This is a genomic window from Chitinimonas sp., from assembly GCF_036568685.1.
Taxonomy (GTDB): Bacteria; Pseudomonadota; Gammaproteobacteria; order Burkholderiales; family Chitinimonadaceae; genus Chitinimonas.
In genome coordinates this window covers 35711-56924 of record NZ_DATCSC010000067.1, presented here as the reverse complement: position 1 = coordinate 56924, position 21214 = coordinate 35711, and the positions used below count along the sequence as shown (strand labels likewise).

Sequence of the window (21214 nt, the reverse complement as noted above, 5' to 3'; positions counted from 1 at the left end):
GTGCGCGAAGAGCACTACAACACCGTGGGCGGTGCATTGCTGATGACCCTGGGCCAGGGCCTGGGTGAGGACTACACACCCGAGGTGGCCGATGCTTGGGCGGACGTCTACAGCCTGCTGGCGGAGACCATGATGGCGGCTTGCGAGGCCGAGGCGGCTGCCTGACCGGGCAATAGCAAAGACCCCCGCAAAGGCCGCAGCTGCGGCCTTTTGTCTGTTTGCAGGGGTGTTGCAGGATAAATCGCAACAGAGGGGTACTGCGCCACCCGGTACGGGCGCGGGCCGACCGGGGCGATGTTAAGATGCGCGCCACCTGCCGGGCGCTGGCCTGGACGGGAAAATAATCAATAAGGCCTCAGGGAGAGGAAAATATGCTGCTGCGTAAACGTGGTTGGGCACTGGTGCTGGCTGTTGCCAGCGTGTTGGCAGGCGCCGAGGAGCAGGGCAAGTACAGCCCGCACTACGGCCCCTATACCCAGAACATCGGCAGTGTGGCGGAGCTGCAGCTGCGCGAGAACTTTCTCTCGCTCGACAGCGGCGATACGGAGCGCTACATGGAAGCCATGCACAACCCTGGCGTGACCAACGCCTGGTACTTTGCGCCTGCTGGCGACAACAAGTGGTTCGCGATCTTTGAATACAGCGAGACCGGCCACGTGAAGGACGACGAGAAGATCGACGCCGACTCGGTGCTAAAGAGCATCAAGGAAGGTACGGCCGAGGCCAACAAGGAGCGCGCCGCCAAGGGTTGGGCACCGCTCAATATCATAGGCTGGCGCGTGGCGCCGCACTACGAGACCGACACCAAGCGCCTCTCCTACGCCACCCTGGCAGAGTCGAGCGGCCATCAGGTCATCAACTACCACACCAAGATCCTGGGCCGCACCGGCGTGACCGACGTGACCCTGGTGACCGACCCGGAATCTTTCGATAGCTCGGTGGCTGAACTCAAGCGCGAGCTGGGTGGCTTCGACTTCAAGGCCGGGCAGGGTTACAACGAATTCAAGAGCGGCGACAAGGTGGCCGAATACGGCCTGGCCGGCCTGATGGTTGGTGGCGCCGCCGCCGTGGCCGCCAAGACCGGCTTTTTCAAGTGGATAGGCGCAGCCCTGGCCGCCGGTTGGAAGCTGATCCTGGTGGGCTTGGCCGCGCTGGGCGGCATGATCAAGTCGCTGTTCTCGCGCAAGTCGCAGTAAGCCGGCGTGGTACTCGACTACAACCTGCTGCTGGCGGGCGGCATCTGGCTGTTCTACCTGGGCAGCCTCTTGCTGCCGCTGGCGGCGGGGCAGGGCGTGGCTTACCTGGCGGGGGATACTGTCCGGCTGGACTTCCCCTCCTGGCGGGCCACCTTTCTGGGTCGCCGGGTGGCGTTGCTCCACCCCTGGCGTTCGCTCCGGCCCATGCTGCTGGTGGACATGCTGGCCCCCACGGCCGGCAGCCTGAACCAGCCGCTGGCGCGGCTACGCCGGCTGGAGCGCAGCCAGTTTGCGGTGCGCAGCCTGTTGCTGCTGGTGCTGCTCTACCTCTTGCTGGCTATTCCTGCCTCGCTCGTGTTGCGCTTGCCCGGCAACCGCTTGCTGCTTTTGCTTGCGCTGACCTACGGTCTGCAAGTGCTGGTGGTGCTTGCGCTCTGGCTGGGTACCGACCGGGCCTTTGTGCAGACCGTGCGCTCGCGCTGGAAGCTGGTGCTCGAACCCTTTCTCTGCCTGCCCTACGCCGGGCAATTGCTGCGCAAGCTGCACCTGGGCATGCAGCCCTCGGTACCGCTGGCCGACCTGCTGCGCGCCAAGGCGCACTTCCCGCCCGATGTGCTGGAAGCGCTGGACCGGCAGCTGGCCGAACTGCTGGAGATGCAAGATGCCCCGGCCGAGTTGGAACAGCTGAACCGTTTGCGGGCCCAGATCGCTAGCCTGCAAGCCAAGGAGAACAAGACTTGAAGTTGCTGACGCTATTTGTGTTTGGCCTCTTGGGCTACTGGGTGATCAGCTGGCTGTTGGAAACCCTGAACAAGAGCAAGGCCAAGACCCCGCCGCTGCGGCAGGTGGCCGCGCTGCCCGGCACCACCGCGGCCGATGCCCAGTTGGCCCGCTACTGCGACGAGCTGGGCCTGGCCCGGCCCTTCAACCACGCCGCCCTGCAAGCGGCTTACCACGGCAAGCTGGCGCAGTACGAGCCTGGCCGGGCCAGCGGCCTGGCGCCCGACCTGCAGGCGCTGGCGGAAGAGCGGCTGGCGGCGATCAAGGTGGCGTATGAAATGTTGTTGCCGCATGCGGTGGAGTAATGGCTGCTGGTAGGTGCGTATACCGATGTAGCTGACTGCCCATAGCAACACATTGTTGCTTCGATCATGCCATGGAGATGGCGGCTATTTCAGGTTGATGTGCTGCTCGCCAGGTGGTGCGGTGTTGCGTCAGAAACCGATAAGTAGCTGCCGGTCGGCATGCAGGAGAAAGCAGTCGCCTGAACGTATATAAAATGGCTGCTGCGGTGTTTTCGCCGGTTTTGGTTCCGTGGATCAAGCGTTGGCAAGGGTTGCCGCTGATTTTGAGCGGGATAGGTGACGCTCTTGCCGTATACAATCAAGTTAGCCTTCACAAATCGATGGAGATCAATGCATGTGGGATGTGTTCATTAGCCACGCAAGCGAGGATAAAGATCTCTTCGTAAGGCCACTTGCGGAATCACTTGCCTTCTATGGATTATCAATTTGGTATGACGAATTCTCTTTGCATGTTGGAGATAGTCTCTGTCGATCCATTGATAAAGGCCTAGCAAAAAGCAACTATGGGGTCGTCGTATTGTCCCCTTCGTTTCTGCGCAAAGATTGGCCTGAATACGAACTGAAGGGCCTTACTGCGAAAGAGTTTGAGGGGCGAAAGGTAATTCTCCCTATTTGGTTTAACGTTTCGAAGGCTGATCTGCTCGCCTACAGCCCTACTCTCGCCGATAAATTTGCAATTAACGCTGACCGAAAGGACATTGCGGCGATTGCCCTTGAACTAATCAAGGTAATTCGACCCGACGTTTTTACGAGTATTCATCGGAAGCTTCGGTGGGAAGAACAACTGAAGTCGGCAAAGATGGTTGATGTTGAACTGGGCAAGATAAAGCACAGTCCAATAATTCATGAGGAATTGGCGCCTTCGCTGATTGGTCGTATAAGGCTTGTGCGTGCTGCACTTTGGGGAGCACACACACATTCTATGGATGCTTGGGTTGATGGATTTAAGAGAGATCTACATCCAGAGAATGAAGTTGAGTGGTGGGAGCATATCGCTGCCTGCCATCTGGAATTTATCAAATCTAGAAAGCTAAGCCGCAAACAGATTGATGTCGTCTTTCCCATTCTCTTTTGGTTAGGGAACAGTGTCGAACCTGATGACCTAAGGCAATATGTGCCTTTGCTCGGTACTAAAAACTTCGATCTGCTAGTTCAGCTACCTCGCTACCGATACCCAATTCTGGATGTAGAGGAAAAATTTCCGGAAGAAGGTAATCGCTTACCAGATGAAGCGTATGGGAAGATTCGCGTAGCGATGATAGATGATGTACCAATGCGTCCTGATATCGAGGGCTAGCCCCGCGGTGCGGGGGACGATTCGTGATAGAACAGTGTCGCGCCTCCGGCCTCAAACGTTAACGGCTGCTTTCCCTTGCGGCCAACGACCACCTCGGGTTGAAAGCGGTCTGGCTGGCCGAATTGGTAGATACGTGCCTTTACTGGTCAACCGCCAACAGCTCGCTCACAAAGGACCAAACCGCGCTTCAGTTTTTCCAAGCAAAACGACCGCCCCGAAACGCGGCTGTTTTGTTTACTCGCGAACCAGGCAACATAGTTGCGGGGTAGGAAAGCCCGGTCACCAACTATCAAAGCGCCAACGTCCACTGGTCAATCATCTTCTGCGCGTGCTGCGAGCCGTTGCAGCCCAGGCCGAACAGCTAGCCCTCACATGGTTCAGGCATAACGACTATCGGCCCTGGCGGTAACTGGTCTTGGCTTTGCCGCATTCTGTCGGAAGCACAATGCAGGGTCTGATCCCGGTTTCTAGACTGGTGCTTCAATTGGATAGAAGAGGGAGTGTAGAGATGAGTAGATTGTTGCGAATTGGGCTTTGCGCGCTGGTATTGGTATGCGGTGTCTACAGCCAGGCGGATGACTTGGACAAGACGCTGCATGACGCCCTCATGGCCAGCAGGGTACCTGCGGTTGGGGTCGCCGTACTCAAGGATGGGCAGGTGGACAGGCAGGCGGTATTGGGGCGGCAGCGTAACGATCGACCCGACAAGGTTGCGCTGGATGACAAGTGGCTGATCGGCTCGACCGGCAAAGTCATGACCGTTGCCTTGATGGCACGGCTGGTCGAACAGCAGCGACTTGATTGGGACAGCCCGCTGGCGCAAATGCTGCCTGAACTGGCGAACAGCATGCGCCCCGAGTACCGCAAGGTCACCTTGGCACAGCTCTTGTCGCACCGGGCTGGGTTGCCACGGGATATGCGCGACCTGCGGGTTATTTCTCGCTATCTCAAAGACAAAAGGGACATACGGGTTCAACGGGCCGAATTTATCGCCCGCGCTTTGCAAGACGCGCCAGAGGGGGAGGTCGGCAGCTTTGCCTATAGCAACACCGGTTTTATCGTCGCGGCTGCCATTGCAGAACGGGCGACTGGCCAGAGCTTTGAGGCGTTGATGAGGGACGAAGTATTCGCACCATTGGCCATGCAAGGCGCCAGTTTTGGCGCACCGGCTGCCGGTGAGCCGATGGGTCATCAGCATGGCAAGCCCATGCGGGCTCCCCGCAATGTCGACGATGGCTTGCCGGCGATCTACGCCCCTGCGGGGTTTGTACGAATGAGCCTGGCCGACTGGGCGCGGTTCAATCTTGACCAGCTAGCCGGCGCGCAAGGCAAGGGACGCCTCCTGTCAGACGCCAGCTATAAGCTGATGCAGACCGCCCAGCCCGGCGGGCCCGCGGCGATGGACTGGGGCGTACAGCCGAGCATCATGGGTCGCAAGGGGCCGGTACTGGTCCATGCGGGCTCCGATGGCAACTGGCTGGCCTACGTGATCTTGTTTCCAGAATCGGGCGCGGGCGTACTGGCGGTAGCCAATGCCGGTGAGGATATGGGCAGCGAGGCCGTGCTGCGCAAGGTGTTGGGACCGGTACTGGTACAGATCAGCCCGCCCTTCAAAGCCGAGCCGGAGGCCAAGATGATAGGCCAGTAGACCCTATTGGTCAGCCGCCTAGATCAGGCCCCAGCACTAGGCCGGTTATTCTGCGGCGGTAGCAATAGCTAAACCGCACTGCAGCTTTGCCAAATAAAACGGCCACCCAGAAGGGTGGCCGTTTTCTCATTGCCCGCGCAAATCTTAAAGTCGCCAACAAAGCCCAGCGCAGCGGTTCTGGCTAGGCGTGCGAGCGCAGACAGTACAGTTAGTACGGCAAGCTCGCACAACAACGCCAGAAGGGCTTTGTTGGTGACATTCAGCGCGCCGGCTGGAAGGCTGGGTCGCCCATCTGCCACAACGCAAAGGCCCACTGGTCGGCCAGCTGCTGCTCACGCTGCGAGCGGTTCGAGCCCAGACCGTGGCCGGCGTCGTAGTCGATGCGCAAGAGCACCGGGCGTTGGCTGCTGGTGGCGGCCTGCACGCTGGCCGCCATCTTGGCCATATGCCACGGGGCCACGCGCATATCGTTGGCGCCGGTCACAAACATCACCGCCGGGTAGGCTGTGCCTGCGCGTACGCGAACGTAGGGGCTCATGGCGTAGAGGCCGTGGAAGCCGTCCTGGGTCTTGACCGAGCCGAACTCGGAGACATTGGGCGGGCCGTTGGGCTCGGTCTCGGAGCGCAGGGTATCGGACATGCCCACCACGTCGAGGATCACGCCGAACAGGTCCGGCCGCCAGGTCAGGGCGCCACCCACCAGAATGCCGCCGGCACTGGTGCCGGTGCCAGCCAGGTAGCGGGGGCTGGTGTAGCCCTTGTCGACCAGGTATTGGGCGCAGGCGATAAAGTCCAGAATGGTGTTGGGCTTGCTGCGGAACTGGCCGCCGGTATGCCAGGCTTCGCCGTACTCGCCGCCGCCGCGCACATGGGCCACGGCCAGGATGCCGCCGCGCTCGATCCAGGCGATCGATGCCGCGTTGAAGCGCGGCTCGATCGAGATGCCATAGCTACCGTAGCCATCCAGGATGGTGGGGTTGTTGCCGTTCAGCGGCAGGCCCTTCTTGTGGATGATGGACAGCGGCACGCGGGTGCCGTCGTAGCTCACGGCCAGCACCTCGGTACTGGTGAGGGCGGAGGTATCGACCTTGGATGCCGGCATCAGGCCGGTATCGCGCACCTGGTTGCTGGCCGGGTCGTAGCGGTAGATGGCGGGGGCCTGCACCCAGCTCTGCATATTGAAGAGCGCACCGGCCTCGCGGCTATCGGTGGTGGGGCCGTACAGTGCGCCCTCAAAGGGCAGGGGTACGTTCTTGCTCTGCTTGCCGTCGTAGGAGACGAGCTTGAGGCGCGATACGGCACCGGCGCGCTCGCGCACGTAGATGCCTTCCTTGGCAAAGCTAAAGCCTGTCAGCACGCCTTCGCCCTCGGGCACGATCACCTCGGGGTGCTTGAGGTCGGGCTTGCTGAGCGGGGTGGCGAGCAGGCGGAAGCGCGAGGCACCGAGCTGCGAGAGGTAGTAGAGCTTGTCACCACGGGCCTCGACCTGGGTCACGCCGTCGGCCACATCGGCCAGCTTGCGCCAGGGGGTGTTGCTGCCGGTTACGCTGCCCAGCGGGGCCACGTAAAAGGTGGACGGGTTCTCGTCCATATTGTGGTTGGCCGCCGCAATGGCGTAGGGCGTATCGGGGGACGAGAGCACCCAGGTGCCCTGGCCTTCCGGCACATTCAGGCCCTTGGCCACACCGCGGCCAAACACCACCGGGTCGGCATCGCCATTGGCGTTCTTGCCCACCACGTGCAGATAGGTGCGGGCGTTGAACTGCGTCTCGGAGGCGGCCATGTCGGCCGTGGGCTTGGGGAAGCGCAGGTAGAAGAAGGAGCGGTTGTCCGGCCGCCAGCTCACGATGGCATTGTCGGTCCGGTTGATCGCCTCGCCCTGCGACTTGCCGCTGGCCACGTCCATCACCCGCAGCTCGCTGATCTCGGAACCGCCGGCCGATACGCCGTAGGCGATCAGCTTGCCGTCCCAGGATGGGGTGTAGTAGTCCAGCGCATAGTGGGTGGTGGTGCCTTCGCCCAGCTTGGCTGGGTCGAGCAACAGCTGCTCCTTGCCATCCACCCCGTCGCGGTAATACAGCTTGGGCTGCTGGGCGCCCGGCTCGGTCAAGAGGTAGAAGAAGCGCTGGCCACGCTGGATAAAGCCGCCACGGCGCGCGTCGCTGTTCGACAGCGCATGGATGCGCTCCAAGAGGGCTTCACGGCCTGGCAGCTTGTCGAGCTGGCTGCGGGTATAGCCCGCCTGGCCCTTCATCCAGGCCTGCACTTCCGGGTCTTTGAGGTTCTCAAGGTAGCGGTAGTTATCGACCACTTCGGTGCCGAAGTAGGTGTCGGTAACGGGCCGGATGGGGGCCTTGGGCTGGGTCTCCTGCGCCTGGATCGCAAGCGGGGCCAGTAAGGCCAGGAAGCCGAGGGCAAGCCCTCGGCGAGCGGTGGGTGTACTCATTCCGTCTCCCGGATAGTGCGGTCAGAAAAACCGCAGTCTAGACGGCGGGAGGGTGGTAAACAATCTGATTGGTATGTTTAGGGTGTGGTTGGGGCTAGCGAGCGACAGGGGAGGGGAGCCATGGCTCACAGCGCAAAAACAACGCTGCCTGCGTGAATTTGTAACCTATAGGTTTCTTTTTGGGATTTATGCGTTACATTGAAGCATCTACCAACCGTGGATGCAGAACATGGCTGACCAGCAATTCGCGATCGAACAAGCAGTGCGCGTATCGCACAAACACCCGCAGCTTGGCCTGGGGCTGACGCTGGTGATCGGCGTCATCGCCCTGCTGGGGCTCGGCACGCAGTCCTTTGCGTACGAGGCGCAAGCCTTGTCGGCGGGCCTGCCGGTTGTCATTGCGATCACCGTCGCCGTCTTGCAGGGGCTAGCCAAGCGCAGCGACAAAGGCAGCATGCAGGCCGTGCAGCAAGACGAGCTGCGTCAGCTCAGCCTGCAGCGCGCGTGGCGCAACGGCTTTCTGGTGGCGCTGGGGCTGCAACCCCTGCTCGTGGTTTCGTTGATCTGGGTATCGGTCAAGCACGAAGCAGCCGTGATGGCGGTGCTGACCGTGCTGGCCAGCCTGCTCTGGTACGACCGTTGATGAGGCCCCTATGGAACGCCTGACCACCACGATGCGCGTGCACCGCGCCCGGCTGGACCTTACCCAGGCCGAGCTGGCCGAGCGCGCCGGTATCACCCGCAAATCGATCAGCGCCATCGAAGCCGGGCAAATGGTGCCCTCCACCTTGCTGGCGCTGAAGCTGGCGAGGACCTTGGGGGTGACGGTGGAGGAGTTGTTTGGGCTGGAGGCTGGCCCGGACTAGGTTGCGATGTCAGGATTAACTTGAAGGATATTTCGTGAGCTTCACACTTTCTCGTATCAGCAAATACATTGCTGATGGTGCTGATGAAAGCTTTAAGTTTGAGATTCGTGACAAGGAAAATGCCAACGGCGAAGGCTTTGACCTTGTCCACGCAGAGCGCGGTACAGAACTGGCCGTGGACAAGCTGATGGCAGGGTGGCAGCTCGTTCACCAGGGGCAGCGCTATAAGCTGGTCCCGCCGTCCTGGCTGATATTTGGGAGCCGCCTCATCGTTGAAGACATGGCCGGGAAGCCCGTCATGGACATACGTTGCGAGGGCGGCGGCAGCAAATATGTCTTCAAGTCCAAGGGTGAAGTGCTGGCGCCCGTCAGCCAGTGGTACCAACAGCCGGCTAGTGAGTCTTGGCACTTCACTCGCTCGACGATGGGTAAGACCTACGAGCTAGCCGTTGCTGCCGAGGAGTGGAAATTGCTGATCGCTGCGGCCAGCCTGGCGATCTTGCGCTTTCATGATTGGGGTGAGGCGGGGGATTAGTTGCAAGCCTCATCGCTGCCGGACGGCGAGAATCAGCGCTTGTAATCTTCACACTCAACTCATACTGGTAGGCAGCCGCTTATCGTGGAATCGTGTTGCTGACGATGCCATGATTACGAGCAAAGGTACCAAGAAGCGTGCCGTACCGCAGATACTCAACCAAGCGCCATATAGCGTTTGAACCGGTATGGGCTGGTACCGAGAAACCATTGTCGCCACTCCAGGATTACACCATGCAGAAACTCCTGCTCATCATTGCGTTTGCCTGTGCAAGCGTCGTTTCCTTTGCCCAATATCCTGAAACGAAAGCCAACCAGGCTGATCCCGATGTGACGGCAGAGATCCTCGCGGCGGCCGGTCAGGGACCTGTCACGCAAATGCGGGCCGGCGCCATACTCCATGTTGCAGCCCCCTATCTGGGCAAAAGGTTCTGCATGGTCGGCACCTATCCAGAACAGGTTTACGTGCTACTTCAGGCGTTGGTTCGTTCATCCAACGGCGCGGCAGATGGTGCAGCACCTCGCATGGCGACCGAGGCCGAGGTAGTCCGCTTCCTGGAGCGGAATTTCCCCTGCCTGCCACCCGAGTTTCTGCCACCCAAGACCAACGATCTGGATGTACGCCTTTTGTCATGCGCAGCCGGGTATGCCGCTGGCCTGCCTTACAAGCAGCCGCTTGATTTCGATCAGGCCACAGACCTGGCCAACGATATCGTCAAACGCATGAAGGACGTCTGCCCCTTACCTACTCCCGTCAACGACAACATCTTCGACCCGGAGCTCCCAATGGGCAGGTGGCTAGCTGCCGTAGCTCGCAACTTTGTGAACCAGGCCAGCAGACAAGGCTCGCTGGACAACAGCAAGCAAACTGCTGCGCCTCAGGTCGGGCACGAGAAACCAGCACCGCGCTGAGACAACGCTCTGCGCGGCCGGATTTGGGCTGCGTCTTGCAACTCCAGAAACTATGTGTGATTGCAAGGCACGATCCTGGTCATGCTTATCACGCCGATGAATCCCATTTGTACATCGGTGGATGTCTGGCCGTAAGTTCTTCGTCAAACAGCCCTGAACAGATCCTTTCGCGCGGGTCCGCGCGGATGGCAAGCCCTTGATGGTGCGTGGAAGACTGGCTGCATCAACAAGGGGACGATGATGCTAGCCCATGATCCACGCCACGAACTGCCCAAGGTCAACACTACCTTGCCCGGACCGAAGTCTGCCGAACTGTTTGCCCGCCACGACCCCCACCTGACTGGGGCCAACGCTGATCATGAAATCTACCCGTTGCTCGAAGCAGGCAAGCGGGGCTTTCTGATTGAGGATGCCGATGGCAATACCTTTGCCGACCACATGTCGGCATGGGGAGCCTCACCATTCGGGCCGACGCCACCCGAAGTGAAGGCGGCCATGGATACCGCCTGGGACCGCCATGGGATGCAAATCAGTGGTTGGTTGCCCAATCAGGCCGCTTTGGACTTGGTGGCCAAGCTGGTAGAGATTGCGCCGGGACGGCTATCGCGGGTGGAGTATTCGGTCTCTGGCACCCTGGCGGTTGAAGCGGCGGTCAAATTCATGCGGGAGTCATCGCGCCGCCCGCTGATCATCACCTTCGGCGGCCAGTATCACGGCGAATCGACTTACCTGACCGCCGGTGCCTCCAGCGACCTGTCTAACGTTTCTTCCGGTCGGACCCAGTACGTCTCTGGCGTGGTGATGGTGCCCTATCCCAATCGCTTCCGCTCCCCGTTCCGGCGTGGTCCAGGTCCGGTAGATGAGTGTGAAGTGCTGGACTACCTGGATTATCTGCTGGTGCAACAGGTGCATCCGGGGCAGGTGGCCGGGGTCTTGATCGAGCCTGTGCTGGGCGAGGGCGGCATTCATGCGCCGTCGCAGCGATTCTGGGACCGGCTGGGCGCCATGTGCAAGCGGTGGGGCTGGCTATTGTGCCTGGACGAGGTGCAGACCTGCATGGGGCGCTGCGGCACGATGTTCGCCATGCAGCGCTGGCAGGGAATCGATCCCGATCTGCTGTTGTTGGGCAAAGCATTTGCTGCGGGTGGGCAGCCTATTGCCGCCATTCTCGGTACCGATGCGGTGATGGCCAACACCGAATTGCATCTGGGCAGCACCTATGGCTTTGCGCCTGCAGCGTGCGCGGGTGCATTGGCCGGCGTCAACCTGATCGAGGCCGGCGGAGTGCTGGACAACGCACTGGAACTGGAACGCATTTTCAAACAGGTGCTGGAACCACTGCGACATGAAATTGAGCAGGTTGGGGATGTGCGCGCCGTCGGTGCCATGGCAGCCATCGAGTTTGTGATGGACAAGGCCAGCAACCGGCCGGCACCAGCTTTCCAGTATGCCGTGCACCACGCGAGCCTGCGTCGCGGTGTTCTCGGTATTTCACAGCGTGGCAAATGGCATTTGCGGCTACAACCGGCATTGACCATGGCGCCGGTGGTCTTCCGGCATAGTTGCGAGCAGATAGCCGCAGCCATCCGCGAGGTCGCGGTATGTCCTCCGGCCGAGAAGACAGACATACAGGATGCCGCCGCGCTCGCCCTGCGCTGATCCCGCGGTGTGTGCCGGTGCTACATTGTCGGAATGGAAGCTGAAACCCTGCAACTGGTTACCGAGCACAACGCCCGGTGGGCGGCGGCAGACCTGGATGGTCTGTTCGCGCTGTACCACCCCGAGATGGTGTTTACCGACCACTACACAGGTCATCGCTACGTCGGAGAGGCATTGCGCACCCATGTGACGGCGGTCATCAAACGTTCGAAGCTCGACTCGCTTACCTATACCGATCGAGTTCGGGTCGATGGCGATACTGCGACCTTGCGGTATCGCGAGGCCATCCGCTCGGCAAGCGGCGACGCACTGCTGACGGTCACCGCGTGTGATGTGGTAAGGGTTGAGCATGGCCTGATTGTTGCCATTGATGAATATGCGATCCCCGAACAGGGGGCTGAGCCTGTCCAAGTCAGTCGACCGGCAAAAAAACGTGCGCTAGAGCCTGGTAACCGGATGGAGAAGATCGGTTTGTCGGCACGGGAAATTGGTTATTTGCTGGCGGACCTGGACGCGTGGATGCAGACGGCCCGACCATTTTGCGATGCCGCGTTGTCATTGCAGCAGGTCGCGGCTGCAACGGGCTACACCCGTAATCAAATTTCCTTCGCCCTCAACCAGGTCAAGGGTGTCAGCTTCTTTGATTACCTGAACCGAATTCGCGTCGAATATCTGCTGCAAGCGGTGCCGATGCCGGTGGAAGGTGGCGTGGTAGCGTGGGCTGAGCAGGCTGGCTTTCGATCAACCAGCACGTTTTATGGTGCGTTTCGCGTCGTTACGGGGATGTCACCGGCAGCCTGGTTGACCACGCGTGCGGTCAATACTGACTAAGGTCGGCTTGCAGCGCACACCACGGTTTCCGCTTCCGCAAGTGAGCCAAAGGGAGGAGGTTCGACCAACGTGGATGTTTTGCCTTGACTGCAAATTGCTGGCTTTTGTCTGATCTTTCCCGGTCAATAAGACGTCGCTCACCGCAATGCTAAATAAATGAGCAGCCGCTTTGCACTGGTCAGCTGCAACCAGCATGGCGGTCAACAGGCACCAGCGCCCGCATGCTTACCACGGATGTGAAAATATCTCGCAAAATGCACCACATCTAAGATGTGGAGGCCTTCCTGTGGGCATCAACTTTGACTTGACCGACTTGCAAGCATTTCGTGCCGTGGTGGATCTCGGCGGCTTTCGGAAGGCCGCGGAGGCGATCAGCATTTCCCAATCGGCTTTGAGTCGCCGGATAGATAAGCTTGAGGACGCGCTCGGCGTACCTTTGTTCGAACGCACCACGCGCAGAGTGACGCTCACCACTATCGGGCGCGTGTTCGCCCGCAGTGCAGAACAATTGCTCGATGATCTCGATGTTGCACTGCTCAGCATCCGTGACATTTCATCCAGCCGCCTCGGTCACGTGACTGTGGCGTGTGTGCCTTCGGTAGCCTACTACTTCCTGCCTAACATCATTGCGAGCTATCACAGCCGTTTCCCACGCATCAGAGTAAAGCTCCTGGATACAAGCGCCAACGAGGTGCTTGGTGCTGTCATCAACGGCGAAGCGGACTTCGGCGTGAGTTTCATGGGCAGCCAAGAGCCCGAGATTGAATTCAAGGTGTTGCTGCAGGAGCGGTTTGTTGCAGCCTGCCGCAGGGACCATCCTCTCGCACGCAGCAAACAGGTGACCTGGAACGATCTTTATGAGCACGATTACGTGTCAGTGGACAAGACTTCCGGTAACCGCTTGTTGCTCGACCAGGCGTTGTCTGCCGTAGCACCACGCAAGCCAAGCGTATGTGAGACGCGGCACGTCACGACCATGTTGGGGTTGGTTGAAGTCGGGCTCGGTGTTGCTGCGGTGCCATCGATGGCCATGCCGGGGATCGACCACCCTATCCTCACGAGCGTCCCTCTCGTCGAGCCGGTGGTGAAACGGCGCGTGGGCATCCTGAAACGGCGCGGACGACCGCTCACGCCTGCTGCAGAGGCACTTCACCGGATGATCATTGAGGCGAAGCGCGGGACCGCCACAAGCAGTAATCGATAACGTGAACCCATTCACCTTGCAGTGACATCAAACATTTGAACCGTACGGCACGTTTGAACGTCTTTTTGCTGAAGGCTTAGCAGAAGCGTTGGGCTGCTCGTGAGACTCGGCGGAAGCGGGCACTCGGATACCAACGGGCAACCTATAGCATTGGCGGTACCGTGACAGGTTTAGCCAGCGGGCAGCAACTCACCCTGCTAGACAATGGGCGGGGTGTACTTGCGTTGTCGGCTAGGGGGAATACTTGACGGGTTTCTTCATGGCTCTATTCTCTCAAGAGTTGAAGCCTACTCAAAAACCTGGGCGCTTCACCGCGACATCAAACAGTGCAGTTCGTCCTGCAAATACGCTAGGTCGCCAACTCATGATTGGTCGAGCTGGAATTTTGCGGCAGCCTTGATCAGCGACCCCGAAAGGGTGGGCGGCGACACAATGTCCCGGCCAGGCATCAGTTTGCAGGCACAGAATCCAGTCCAGTCGATTTCACGTCAGCTTGGGCCTCAGGGGACGCGAGGTATTCAAGCAGCGCCTTGGCTTCCCCCGCGTGCAGCGCACCGACGGGGATCCCGGCAGCAAAGCGCGTGACGGACTGCAGCGACTCGGGAATCTTTCCGACGAAGGTAACACCTTGGATCGGAAGCAGTTCGCTTACCTGCTGGAAGCCGATTTCGTACTCGCCATTTGCTACGACGGATGCGACCGGTATCCGCTGGATCATCTTCGCCTTGGGTCTCACCTGTTCCTCGATACCCAGTTTCTTGAACAGTTCACGCTCGATGTAGACACCACTTGCACTGTCTGAATAGGCAATCGACTTTGCGTGCAACAGCACATGCTTGAGGTCCTCCGCCGAGTTGATGTCGGGCTTCGCCGCACCTTCGCGCACGACCATGCCGATGCGCGAATCGGCTAGCTCAACGCGCGACCCCGGTATCACTTTCCCTTGTCTGATCAGATCGTCAAGTGCGTAGCCCACCATGATGACGGCGTCTGCAGGTTCGCCACGCGTAAGCCGGTTCGGAATCGCTTCGGGTGATTTGCCCATTGACGGGCCGAGCGCTGTCTCAAGCTCGTTGCCCGTTTGCGAAGCGAACTTGGGCCCGAGCAATTTGTAGGCGGCGGTGAAGCCACCTGAACTCATGACATGCAGATCGGCGGCCTGTACGTTTACCGTCGTTACCATTGTTGCTGCAAGTGCTGCCGCACATAGCTTTAAAAGCCGGTTCTTCATCATGATTGCCTCGCAGAGTCGTAAACATCAGTACGCACGCGGGAAGAGCTGGGTATCAATGTGCCGGCGTCAGCGTCATCGCTTCGCGGCGACGATAAAGCGCGAAAGTCGCCAATAGTGCGCACAGGGCAGCGAAACTCATCCAGTAGCCTGGTGCGGCTTTATCCCCGGTCATGTGAATGGCTGCGGTCGAGATTGCGGGAGTGAAACCACCGAAGACAGCCGTCGCGAGACCATATGCAAGCGAGAAACCCGCGACGCGTACCTGGGCTGGCATCACTTCCGTGAGCGCGGCAATCATCGCGCCGTTGTAGATGCCGTACATGAAAGAGAGCCAGAGCAGCACACACAGCATGTTCAGGAAGCTCGGCGCGTGCGCGAGCAAGGAGAGTGCCGGATAGGCAGTGGTGATCGTCAACACCGTCATGCCAACGAGAATCGGCCGCCGGCCGATCTTGTCTGAGAGTGCGCCGCCGATGGGCAACCACAGGAAATTCGACACACCGACACACAAGGTCACGAGCAGGCTATCGGCGGTACTAAGGTGCAGCACCGTTTTGCCGAAGGTTGGCGCATACACGGTAATGAGATAGAAACTCGTGGTGGTCATAGCCACCAGCATCATGCCCGCAATAACGACGGCCCAGTTTTGAGCCAACGTACCGAATACTTCCTTCATGCTTGGACGATGCTTGCGGGCCTTGAACTCCTGCGTTTCTTCAAGACTACGGCGCAGTACGAAAATAAACGGCACGATCATGCAGCCGACGAAAAACGGTACGCGCCATCCCCACGAGGCAATAGCGGCTGCGCTCAGCCATTGATTCAGGGCGAAACCGAGACCTGCGGCGACGACGATCGCGACTTGCTGGCTGGCGGACTGCCAGCTTGTGAAAAAGCCTTTGCGGCCGGGCGTGGCTATTTCGGCCAGATATACCGACACCCCGCCCAACTCCGCACCTGCCGAGAAGCCTTGCAGGAGCCGCCCAAGCAATACGAGCGCGGGCGCTAGAAGGCCTATCGTGGCGTAGCCTGGGACGAATGCGATCAAGATCGTACCGCTTGCCATGATGGAGAGCGTGACAATGAGTCCTTTCCGGCGGCCCACGTCATCGATATATGCACCAAGCACAATCCCGCCGAGTGGTCGCATCAAAAAGCCGGCGCCAAAAACCGCGAACGTCATCATCAACGAAGCGAACTCGCTCGCGGTGGGAAAGAACACGTTTGCGATCTGTGTAGCGTAGAAACCGAACAGGAAGAAGTCGAACTGCTCCAGGAAATTCCCGGCAGTGACGCGGAAGACCTGTGAGATCTTTGAATGCCCTTTCGAAGGGCTGGAAGAGGTGTGCATCGAAGTGTCTCCAGGAGTCCAAAAAAGGCCGTGGCCCGGCCGATTGTCGTTTTTGGGCATGTTCCCCGGAGAGACTCACAAACAAAAGTGCATTTTTTGAATTGATTGATACCAATTTGCGATCAATAGCAACGAATCGATGCCGTCTCATCAGCGCCGGTTGAGTCTGATGCGCAATTGCTTGCTCGAACTACCTAACCTCACAGGGGATGCTGAGCGTTCCGGTTCGCGTAGGTCGGTTTATGCATTTCGACACCAGCATGGCTTACCCTGCGATTACGTCCTTGAGATAGATAGAAATGGACAGGGCCGAATGGCTCATGTGAGCAGCGTTGTTGACGAAGACCTCCTCAGCGTTGCGCTCGATGGCGTTCAGGGAAGCCGAGAAGTAACTGGGCAATGACTGTGAAAGCGGCCTCAGCCCAGCCGAGCCGTCACCTCTTTGCTGGCCTGGTGCAGTACCGCCGACATTGAAGCCAGGTCTGCCAACGCGTTGAGCAAACCCAAATCGTGGGTCGTGTTGTTGCGGCGGCTTGCCACGACTCCAATATGGCTGAAACAGACAGCCCGGCCAGCGCGTGTGAGCGCCCGCTTTGGCCGAGGAATAGTCGGTGATGGTCCTCCACTTGAGGCCGAATTCAAGCGGCGCCTAATCCCAAACATGTACCTTGTTACCCTGACTATCCCTGAACTCATTGGCAAGGATGATCAGCAGATCCACCAGCGCCCACACGCCCACTCCGCCTAGGGTGCAGAGCATGGCGATGGCCGTGTTCTTCTTGCCGGCATAGAAGCGGTGGGCGCCGAAGACGCCGAAGAAAAGGCAGAGCAGGGCGAGCAGCGGGCCATTGAGCTCGCTTTGCGGTATCGGGTTCTTGTCCATGGTTCCTCCCCATAGCTCGTCTCGGCGGACGATCCGTGTTTTTGGCCGGTTCCGGCTGGTGCCGGCATGTCGGCTGCGATGGTATGCCAGCCGGCGGGGCAGGGCATAGCGGCAGTTGCGGCTTGCGGGGTGGATGCAACAGCCTGCCGGACTGGCCTTGCTCGAGAGTCGCTAAAAAACCCAGCGAAGCGATTCTGGCTAGGCGTGCGAGCGCAGACAGTACAACTAGTACGGCAAGCTCGCGCAACAACGCCAGAAGGGTTTTATTAGCGGCTCTCAGAACCAGTAGTCTTTTACGCAGCGCCCATCGCGCGGCAGGTCGTCGAAAGTATCGAAACCGTCGAAATGGTCGATGGGGATATGCGCCACCGCAGCTGGCTCGGCCAGGCGCAGGTTGACGGCGATACGGCGTCGGCCGTCGTCGTCGGCCTTCCGGGCGCGCCAGTAGGCCACGCAGCCGCAGGTTGGGCAGAAGTGGAATTCAATGGCCTTGCCGCGCACATAGGCCTGGGTGGGGCCGGAGATGTGGATGCCGTGGCCTTCGTAGTCGTAGGCCCAGAGCACGCCGTAGCGGCGGCAGACGGTGCAGTTGCAGGCGGTGGCGCCGTCCGGTTCGGCGTCGAAGCGCCAGTGAACAGCGCCGCAGTGGCAGCTACCTTCAATCATGAGTGGTCCCCTCGCTACCGATATGTAGTCTGAAGCTTGCCCAGTGTAGTGCCAGACGCGGTCGCTGGTACAAGGGCTGTCGGTGTGGTGTCGCATGGGCGTCATCTCCGCCACATGACGTTTGTCACCCTCAAGTGGTGAGGCTTGTGACTACAGCGGCGGGCGGCGGGTTTGCACAATGGCGGCACATCAACCCACAACACACACCGCCATGACCACCGCCTTCGCTTTCAATACTTTCAGCAATGTTGACTCGCAAGAAGCCCTGCAGGCCGCCCGTCTGCGCGATCTGCGCCGCCGGCGCGGGGTGGGGGCGCTGGTCTTCTCGTTCTTTGGCGCTGTCTGGCTGGACATGGGGGTCTGGTTTGCCAGCCATAGCGCTTGGCAAGTGGCCGCCGTGGTGGCCGTGGGCCTGGTGCTGGCCCTGGTCGCTCTGCGGCAGGTGCGCATGCACCGTGCCGGCAATCTGCCGGGCGATACGGCACCCGAGCTGGCCGCCGAGCAACAGGAACGCGACAAGGCCTTCTACCGCGTCAACCGCTGGCAGGGGCAGGCCTGTTTTGCCACGGTGATCGGGCTGAACTTCGCTCATATGCCGCAGTGGATCGCCCCGGTCATCATGCTGATCGTCGGTGCGCACTTTCTGCCGCTGGCCAAGGTCTTCAAATCGACCGCGCACGTGGTGACCGGCTGGGCCATGATCGCTACTGCCCTGATCTACCCCTGGCTGGGCACCCAAGGACCGACCAACCCCTACGGCCCCATGGCGGCCGGTGTGATCTTGTGGCTGAGCGCCGCCTGGGCTTGTTGGGCTTACCGTAACGAAGGGGCACACGGCGGCCGGTAAGCGGGTCCACCTGATTAGTAGCCCATAGACAAAACGGCCGGTCTACCTCGCAAGGTGGACCGGTCGTTGGTTTATGGCGTGGCGGGCGGCGAACGTGAAGGTTGCCCGCAGCGCCAGAAGGGCTCTATTGGCGGCGCTTAACCCGGCTGGCCAAGCTGGCGGCAGAGCGAGTCCTTGAACGGCCCGCGGGCCTGGGTCCAACCATCACCCGGCGAAGTCTGGGCGCAAACGGTGGTGCGGTCCGACGGGCTCTGCCAGATATACCAGGGCGCGGGGGCTGCCAGGGCCACGAGGGATGCGAGGGTGGTCAGGGTGAGGGCGATAAGGCGCATGGGGGTGTCCAGTCTTGCTGTATGACGGCCAGTATAAGACAGGTCAATATCTGGGGCGTTCCTGCGCGAGGCTACTGAGCGCATCAGAGATGCATGCCCAGCCAGATAACGGACTTGGTAGCGCGGCTGACGATGGGGTGGATTATTCGGTCCCATCCTGAATCACGGCTGTGGGTTGCAGAGTGATCGTGGTGTAGCTGCTCCTCGGTCACGATTTGCGCAATGATAGATGCGGCGTTTTCATCTTCGCCGGCCAGGGCTGCCAGCTGCTGCTCCAGGTGCTGCAGTACAACCTTTTCCACCGCCACGGTGGTGGCGTGTATGGCCCGTGCACCGGCCAACCCTGTTATGCAGCCCAACACCCACCCACCAAGCCAGCACAGCCAGTAGCTGCGGCAGCGGCGTAGATTGCGCTGCTGTAGGGCGTGACCAAAGAGCGCTCGGTGCCCTTGTTCATCGGCACGGAATTGATGCAGGTCTTGAACCAATGAGGGCGCTGTCCAACGGGCCAGCCATATTTGCGCGCTATAGATGGCGACAGCACCATTTTCGCCGGCATGGTTGACCTTGAGCAGGCGGTCACCCAAGCCTTCTCCCCGATGTAACCGAGCACTGATGAGGTGGGCTGGCGCTTGGTTAGACATGGTCAGCAGGTCACGCCAGCCACTGGTAAGCCAACGCCACCAAGCCCAGCCACAACAGCCCACCCACGATCAAGAGGGCACCCTGGTTTACCCCGGCCAGCATGTCGGCATAGTCTGCAGCGCGGACGGCGCCGGGGGTGCTGCTGGTGGAGTGGGCCATGTCGGTGGCGGCCGGGTTGTCACCTAGGCGCGCTCCCCTGGCCATCAAGAGGCCCAGCACGCAGAGGCCGATGGCGACGAAGAAACCGGTATTAGCGAGCGGGATGGCTGCTATCTGGTGCCGGTACCAAGCGATACCTGTTGTCAGGAGGGCGGCAGCAAACTGGGTGGCGGTCAGGAAGATCAGGGTGGGTTTGAGGCGCATGCGGCAGAAGGAAAGTGATACAAAATATGAACAGGACCTTCGTGCAACTTAGGGTTGCGTGAAGCTAAACCATTAACTTTAAAGCAAAAGTTGTCTAGGCATGGTGCCGGCCGGCGGTTTTTGATTTGTAACAAATACTTACAAGAGGATCAGTACAAACTTATTTAATTCTTGTATATTGAAGCCTTCCTCCTCCTCTGGCCCACCCGCTTCGGCGACGTGGGCCTCTTTTTTTGTCTCGCGCGGGGAGTGCGGCTATAAAGGTGGCTGCCTGTCGCCGGGTGGCGACATTCCATCAGGATCACCATGCTGCTTGCCTTGCTGCGCCGAACCCTCTGCCTGCTACCGCTCTTGCTGGCGGCCTGTAGCGTGCCTTTATCCGAGGCGAATTTCAATCAGACGCCCGAGGCGCGCTTTCTGCGCAATATGGTGGACTGGTTGGCTGCGCACGACTATGCCACGCTGGAACGGCAGGGCGATGCCCAGCTCGATGCCCAGACCCTGCGTTCCGGCCTGGAGCGCATGGCGGCCAGCCTGCCCAAGGGGGCGCCGTTGGATGTATCGCCAGTCACCTGGCAGGTGATGCTGAGCAACACCCACGGCCGAATGGCGACGGTGGCGGCCGAGTACCACTACCCTGGCAACCGGTGGCTGGTGGCGTCGGCCCAGCTATCGGGCGAGCCCGGCAGCTTCCGTATTGTGGGCTTCAGGCTCGAACCCCTGCCCATGCCCATGGCGCAGCTGCATGCCTTCAAGCTGGCCGGCAAAGGGCCGGTGCACTACTTCTTTTTGCTGATGACCCTAGGCGCCATGCTCATCACCCTGGCGGCGCTGGTGCTGTGCATCCGTACCCGTGGCCTGCGTCGCAAGTGGTTGTGGGTGCTGTTTATCCTGGTGGGTGTGTGCGCCGTCACGCTCAACTGGACCACCGGTGCCATCGGCGTGAACCCGCTCTATTTCAATCTCTTCAGCGCCGCCTTTATGCGCCTGGGCTGGTCCGGGCCATGGCTGATCTCCTTCTGCATACCGGTCGGGGCCTTGGTCTTTTTGTGGAAGCACGGCCGCAAGCCGGCTGAGCCAGCCGAACCGGCTGAGCCGGTGGTGGTAGTAGAGTAGTGCGTCCTGATGGGCAGGTTTGCAACAGGGCGGCACGGTGCCCGCAAGAAAGGTCTTGCGCTCAAGCAGGCTTGAGCTTCTAGGCTGCGGTACAAGCGC

General features: G+C 60.1%; 22 protein-coding genes. 14 read left to right on the top strand and 8 right to left on the bottom strand.

What is annotated here, in order from left to right:
• The first annotated feature begins 371 nt into the window (after nt 1–371).
• The 5 genes from VIM95_RS10400 to VIM95_RS10380 all read left to right on the top strand — a co-directional run bounded on the left by VIM95_RS10400 (nt 372) and on the right by VIM95_RS10380 (nt 5226).
• On the top strand, nt 372–1196 hold the full coding sequence (locus tag VIM95_RS10400) for a DUF2167 domain-containing protein (RefSeq protein WP_331985339.1): 825 nt from the start codon (nt 372–374) through the stop codon (nt 1194–1196).
• 6 nt (nt 1197–1202) lie between these two features.
• Nucleotides 1203–1937: a hypothetical protein gene (locus tag VIM95_RS10395; protein ID WP_331985337.1), complete on the top strand. Its 735-nt coding sequence runs from the start codon at nt 1203–1205 to the stop codon at nt 1935–1937.
• Nucleotides 1934–2281: a hypothetical protein gene (locus VIM95_RS10390; RefSeq protein ID WP_331985335.1), complete on the top strand. Its 348-nt coding sequence runs from the start codon at nt 1934–1936 to the stop codon at nt 2279–2281. Before VIM95_RS10395 ends, VIM95_RS10390 begins: the two co-directional genes overlap by 4 nt.
• 334 nt (nt 2282–2615) lie before the next feature.
• Nucleotides 2616–3578, top strand: coding sequence for a toll/interleukin-1 receptor domain-containing protein (locus VIM95_RS10385; RefSeq protein ID WP_331985333.1), 963 nt, complete (start codon nt 2616–2618; stop codon nt 3576–3578).
• A 508-nt stretch (nt 3579–4086) separates the two neighbouring features.
• Entirely contained in the window at nt 4087–5226 is a 1140-nt protein-coding gene (locus VIM95_RS10380) for a serine hydrolase domain-containing protein (protein ID WP_331985331.1), read from the top strand.
• A gap of 259 nt (nt 5227–5485) precedes the next feature.
• On the opposite strand, the gene VIM95_RS10375 is transcribed toward VIM95_RS10380, so the two are convergent.
• The gene (locus VIM95_RS10375; protein ID WP_331985329.1) at nt 5486–7672 is read right to left on the bottom strand and encodes a prolyl oligopeptidase family serine peptidase; all 2187 of its coding nucleotides are present in this window, start codon (nt 7670–7672) and stop codon (nt 5486–5488) included.
• Nucleotides 7673–7901: 229 nt separating this feature from the next.
• Between VIM95_RS10375 and VIM95_RS10370 the strand changes: the two genes are divergently transcribed.
• From VIM95_RS10370 to VIM95_RS10340, 7 genes are all read left to right on the top strand, one after another.
• The gene (locus tag VIM95_RS10370; protein ID WP_331985327.1) at nt 7902–8315 is read left to right on the top strand and encodes a hypothetical protein; all 414 of its coding nucleotides are present in this window, start codon (nt 7902–7904) and stop codon (nt 8313–8315) included.
• A 10-nt stretch (nt 8316–8325) separates the two neighbouring features.
• Nucleotides 8326–8538: a helix-turn-helix transcriptional regulator gene (locus VIM95_RS10365; RefSeq protein ID WP_331985325.1), complete on the top strand. Its 213-nt coding sequence runs from the start codon at nt 8326–8328 to the stop codon at nt 8536–8538.
• Nucleotides 8539–8572: 34 nt separating this feature from the next.
• Nucleotides 8573–9073: a hypothetical protein gene (locus VIM95_RS10360; RefSeq protein WP_331985323.1), complete on the top strand. Its 501-nt coding sequence runs from the start codon at nt 8573–8575 to the stop codon at nt 9071–9073.
• Between the two features lie 233 nt (nt 9074–9306).
• Nucleotides 9307–9984, top strand: coding sequence for a hypothetical protein (locus VIM95_RS10355; protein WP_331985321.1), 678 nt, complete (start codon nt 9307–9309; stop codon nt 9982–9984).
• 237 nt (nt 9985–10221) lie between these two features.
• Nucleotides 10222–11643 carry an aminotransferase class III-fold pyridoxal phosphate-dependent enzyme gene (locus VIM95_RS10350; protein WP_331985319.1) on the top strand — a complete coding sequence of 474 codons (1422 nt, stop codon included), beginning with the start codon at nt 10222–10224 and terminating at the stop codon, nt 11641–11643.
• A gap of 33 nt (nt 11644–11676) precedes the next feature.
• Nucleotides 11677–12474, top strand: a complete 798-nt coding sequence (locus VIM95_RS10345; protein WP_331985317.1) for a nuclear transport factor 2 family protein — start codon at nt 11677–11679, stop codon at nt 12472–12474.
• Nucleotides 12475–12760: 286 nt separating this feature from the next.
• Nucleotides 12761–13678: a LysR family transcriptional regulator gene (locus VIM95_RS10340; RefSeq protein WP_331985315.1), complete on the top strand. Its 918-nt coding sequence runs from the start codon at nt 12761–12763 to the stop codon at nt 13676–13678.
• A 448-nt stretch (nt 13679–14126) separates the two neighbouring features.
• Here VIM95_RS10340 and VIM95_RS10335 read toward each other — a convergent pair whose 3' ends face one another.
• The 4 genes from VIM95_RS10335 to VIM95_RS10320 form a co-directional block, all read right to left on the bottom strand.
• Entirely contained in the window at nt 14127–14912 is a 786-nt protein-coding gene (locus VIM95_RS10335) for a substrate-binding domain-containing protein (protein WP_331985313.1), read from the bottom strand.
• A gap of 52 nt (nt 14913–14964) precedes the next feature.
• Nucleotides 14965–16263, bottom strand: a complete 1299-nt coding sequence (locus VIM95_RS10330; RefSeq protein ID WP_331985311.1) for an MFS transporter — start codon at nt 16261–16263, stop codon at nt 14965–14967.
• Nucleotides 16264–16912: 649 nt separating this feature from the next.
• Nucleotides 16913–17146 (bottom strand): TM2 domain-containing protein, encoded by a 234-nt coding sequence (locus VIM95_RS10325; protein WP_331985309.1) that lies wholly within the window; start codon nt 17144–17146, stop codon nt 16913–16915.
• Between the two features lie 276 nt (nt 17147–17422).
• A complete protein-coding gene (locus VIM95_RS10320) occupies nt 17423–17812 on the bottom strand; it encodes a GFA family protein (protein ID WP_331985307.1) in 390 nt (129 codons plus the stop codon).
• A 211-nt stretch (nt 17813–18023) separates the two neighbouring features.
• On the opposite strand from VIM95_RS10320, the gene VIM95_RS10315 reads away from it, so the two are divergent.
• Complete coding sequence (locus VIM95_RS10315; RefSeq protein ID WP_331985305.1) at nt 18024–18659, top strand: DUF7010 family protein; 636 nt, start codon at nt 18024–18026, stop codon at nt 18657–18659.
• A 137-nt stretch (nt 18660–18796) separates the two neighbouring features.
• Here the strand turns inward: VIM95_RS10315 and VIM95_RS10310 are convergent, their stop codons facing one another.
• The 3 genes from VIM95_RS10310 to VIM95_RS10300 all read right to left on the bottom strand — a co-directional run bounded on the left by VIM95_RS10310 (nt 18797) and on the right by VIM95_RS10300 (nt 19999).
• A complete protein-coding gene (locus VIM95_RS10310; protein ID WP_331985303.1) occupies nt 18797–18991 on the bottom strand; it encodes a hypothetical protein in 195 nt (64 codons plus the stop codon).
• Between the two features lie 83 nt (nt 18992–19074).
• On the bottom strand, nt 19075–19578 hold the full coding sequence (locus tag VIM95_RS10305; RefSeq protein ID WP_331985301.1) for a demethoxyubiquinone hydroxylase family protein: 504 nt from the start codon (nt 19576–19578) through the stop codon (nt 19075–19077).
• 67 nt (nt 19579–19645) lie between these two features.
• Nucleotides 19646–19999 (bottom strand): hypothetical protein, encoded by a 354-nt coding sequence (locus VIM95_RS10300; RefSeq protein ID WP_331985299.1) that lies wholly within the window; start codon nt 19997–19999, stop codon nt 19646–19648.
• 306 nt (nt 20000–20305) lie between these two features.
• Here VIM95_RS10300 and VIM95_RS10295 point away from each other — a divergent pair, with 306 nt between their 5' ends.
• Nucleotides 20306–21115 carry a hypothetical protein gene (locus VIM95_RS10295; RefSeq protein WP_331985297.1) on the top strand — a complete coding sequence of 270 codons (810 nt, stop codon included), beginning with the start codon at nt 20306–20308 and terminating at the stop codon, nt 21113–21115.
• Nucleotides 21116–21214: the final 99 nt, after the last annotated feature.

Bases quoted from the DNA above. Each gene is read 5' to 3' on its own strand.
- VIM95_RS10400 (WP_331985339.1), top strand. From the start codon at position 372: ATGCTGCTGCGTAAACGTGGTTGGGCACTGGTGCTGGCTGTTGCCAGC.
- VIM95_RS10385 (WP_331985333.1), top strand. From the start codon at position 2,616: ATGTGGGATGTGTTCATTAGCCACGCAAGCGAGGATAAAGATCTCTTC.
- VIM95_RS10380 (WP_331985331.1), top strand. From the start codon at position 4,087: ATGAGTAGATTGTTGCGAATTGGGCTTTGCGCGCTGGTATTGGTATGC.
- VIM95_RS10375 (WP_331985329.1), bottom strand. From the start codon at position 7,672: ATGAGTACACCCACCGCTCGCCGAGGGCTTGCCCTCGGCTTCCTGGCC.
- VIM95_RS10370 (WP_331985327.1), top strand. From the start codon at position 7,902: ATGGCTGACCAGCAATTCGCGATCGAACAAGCAGTGCGCGTATCGCAC.
- VIM95_RS10365 (WP_331985325.1), top strand. From the start codon at position 8,326: ATGGAACGCCTGACCACCACGATGCGCGTGCACCGCGCCCGGCTGGAC.
- VIM95_RS10355 (WP_331985321.1), top strand. From the start codon at position 9,307: ATGCAGAAACTCCTGCTCATCATTGCGTTTGCCTGTGCAAGCGTCGTT.
- VIM95_RS10350 (WP_331985319.1), top strand. From the start codon at position 10,222: ATGATGCTAGCCCATGATCCACGCCACGAACTGCCCAAGGTCAACACT.
- VIM95_RS10345 (WP_331985317.1), top strand. From the start codon at position 11,677: ATGGAAGCTGAAACCCTGCAACTGGTTACCGAGCACAACGCCCGGTGG.
- VIM95_RS10335 (WP_331985313.1), bottom strand. From the start codon at position 14,912: ATGATGAAGAACCGGCTTTTAAAGCTATGTGCGGCAGCACTTGCAGCA.
- VIM95_RS10330 (WP_331985311.1), bottom strand. From the start codon at position 16,263: ATGCACACCTCTTCCAGCCCTTCGAAAGGGCATTCAAAGATCTCACAG.
- VIM95_RS10325 (WP_331985309.1), bottom strand. From the start codon at position 17,146: ATGGACAAGAACCCGATACCGCAAAGCGAGCTCAATGGCCCGCTGCTC.
- VIM95_RS10320 (WP_331985307.1), bottom strand. From the start codon at position 17,812: ATGATTGAAGGTAGCTGCCACTGCGGCGCTGTTCACTGGCGCTTCGAC.
- VIM95_RS10315 (WP_331985305.1), top strand. From the start codon at position 18,024: ATGACCACCGCCTTCGCTTTCAATACTTTCAGCAATGTTGACTCGCAA.
- VIM95_RS10310 (WP_331985303.1), bottom strand. From the start codon at position 18,991: ATGCGCCTTATCGCCCTCACCCTGACCACCCTCGCATCCCTCGTGGCC.
- VIM95_RS10300 (WP_331985299.1), bottom strand. From the start codon at position 19,999: ATGCGCCTCAAACCCACCCTGATCTTCCTGACCGCCACCCAGTTTGCT.
- VIM95_RS10295 (WP_331985297.1), top strand. From the start codon at position 20,306: ATGCTGCTTGCCTTGCTGCGCCGAACCCTCTGCCTGCTACCGCTCTTG.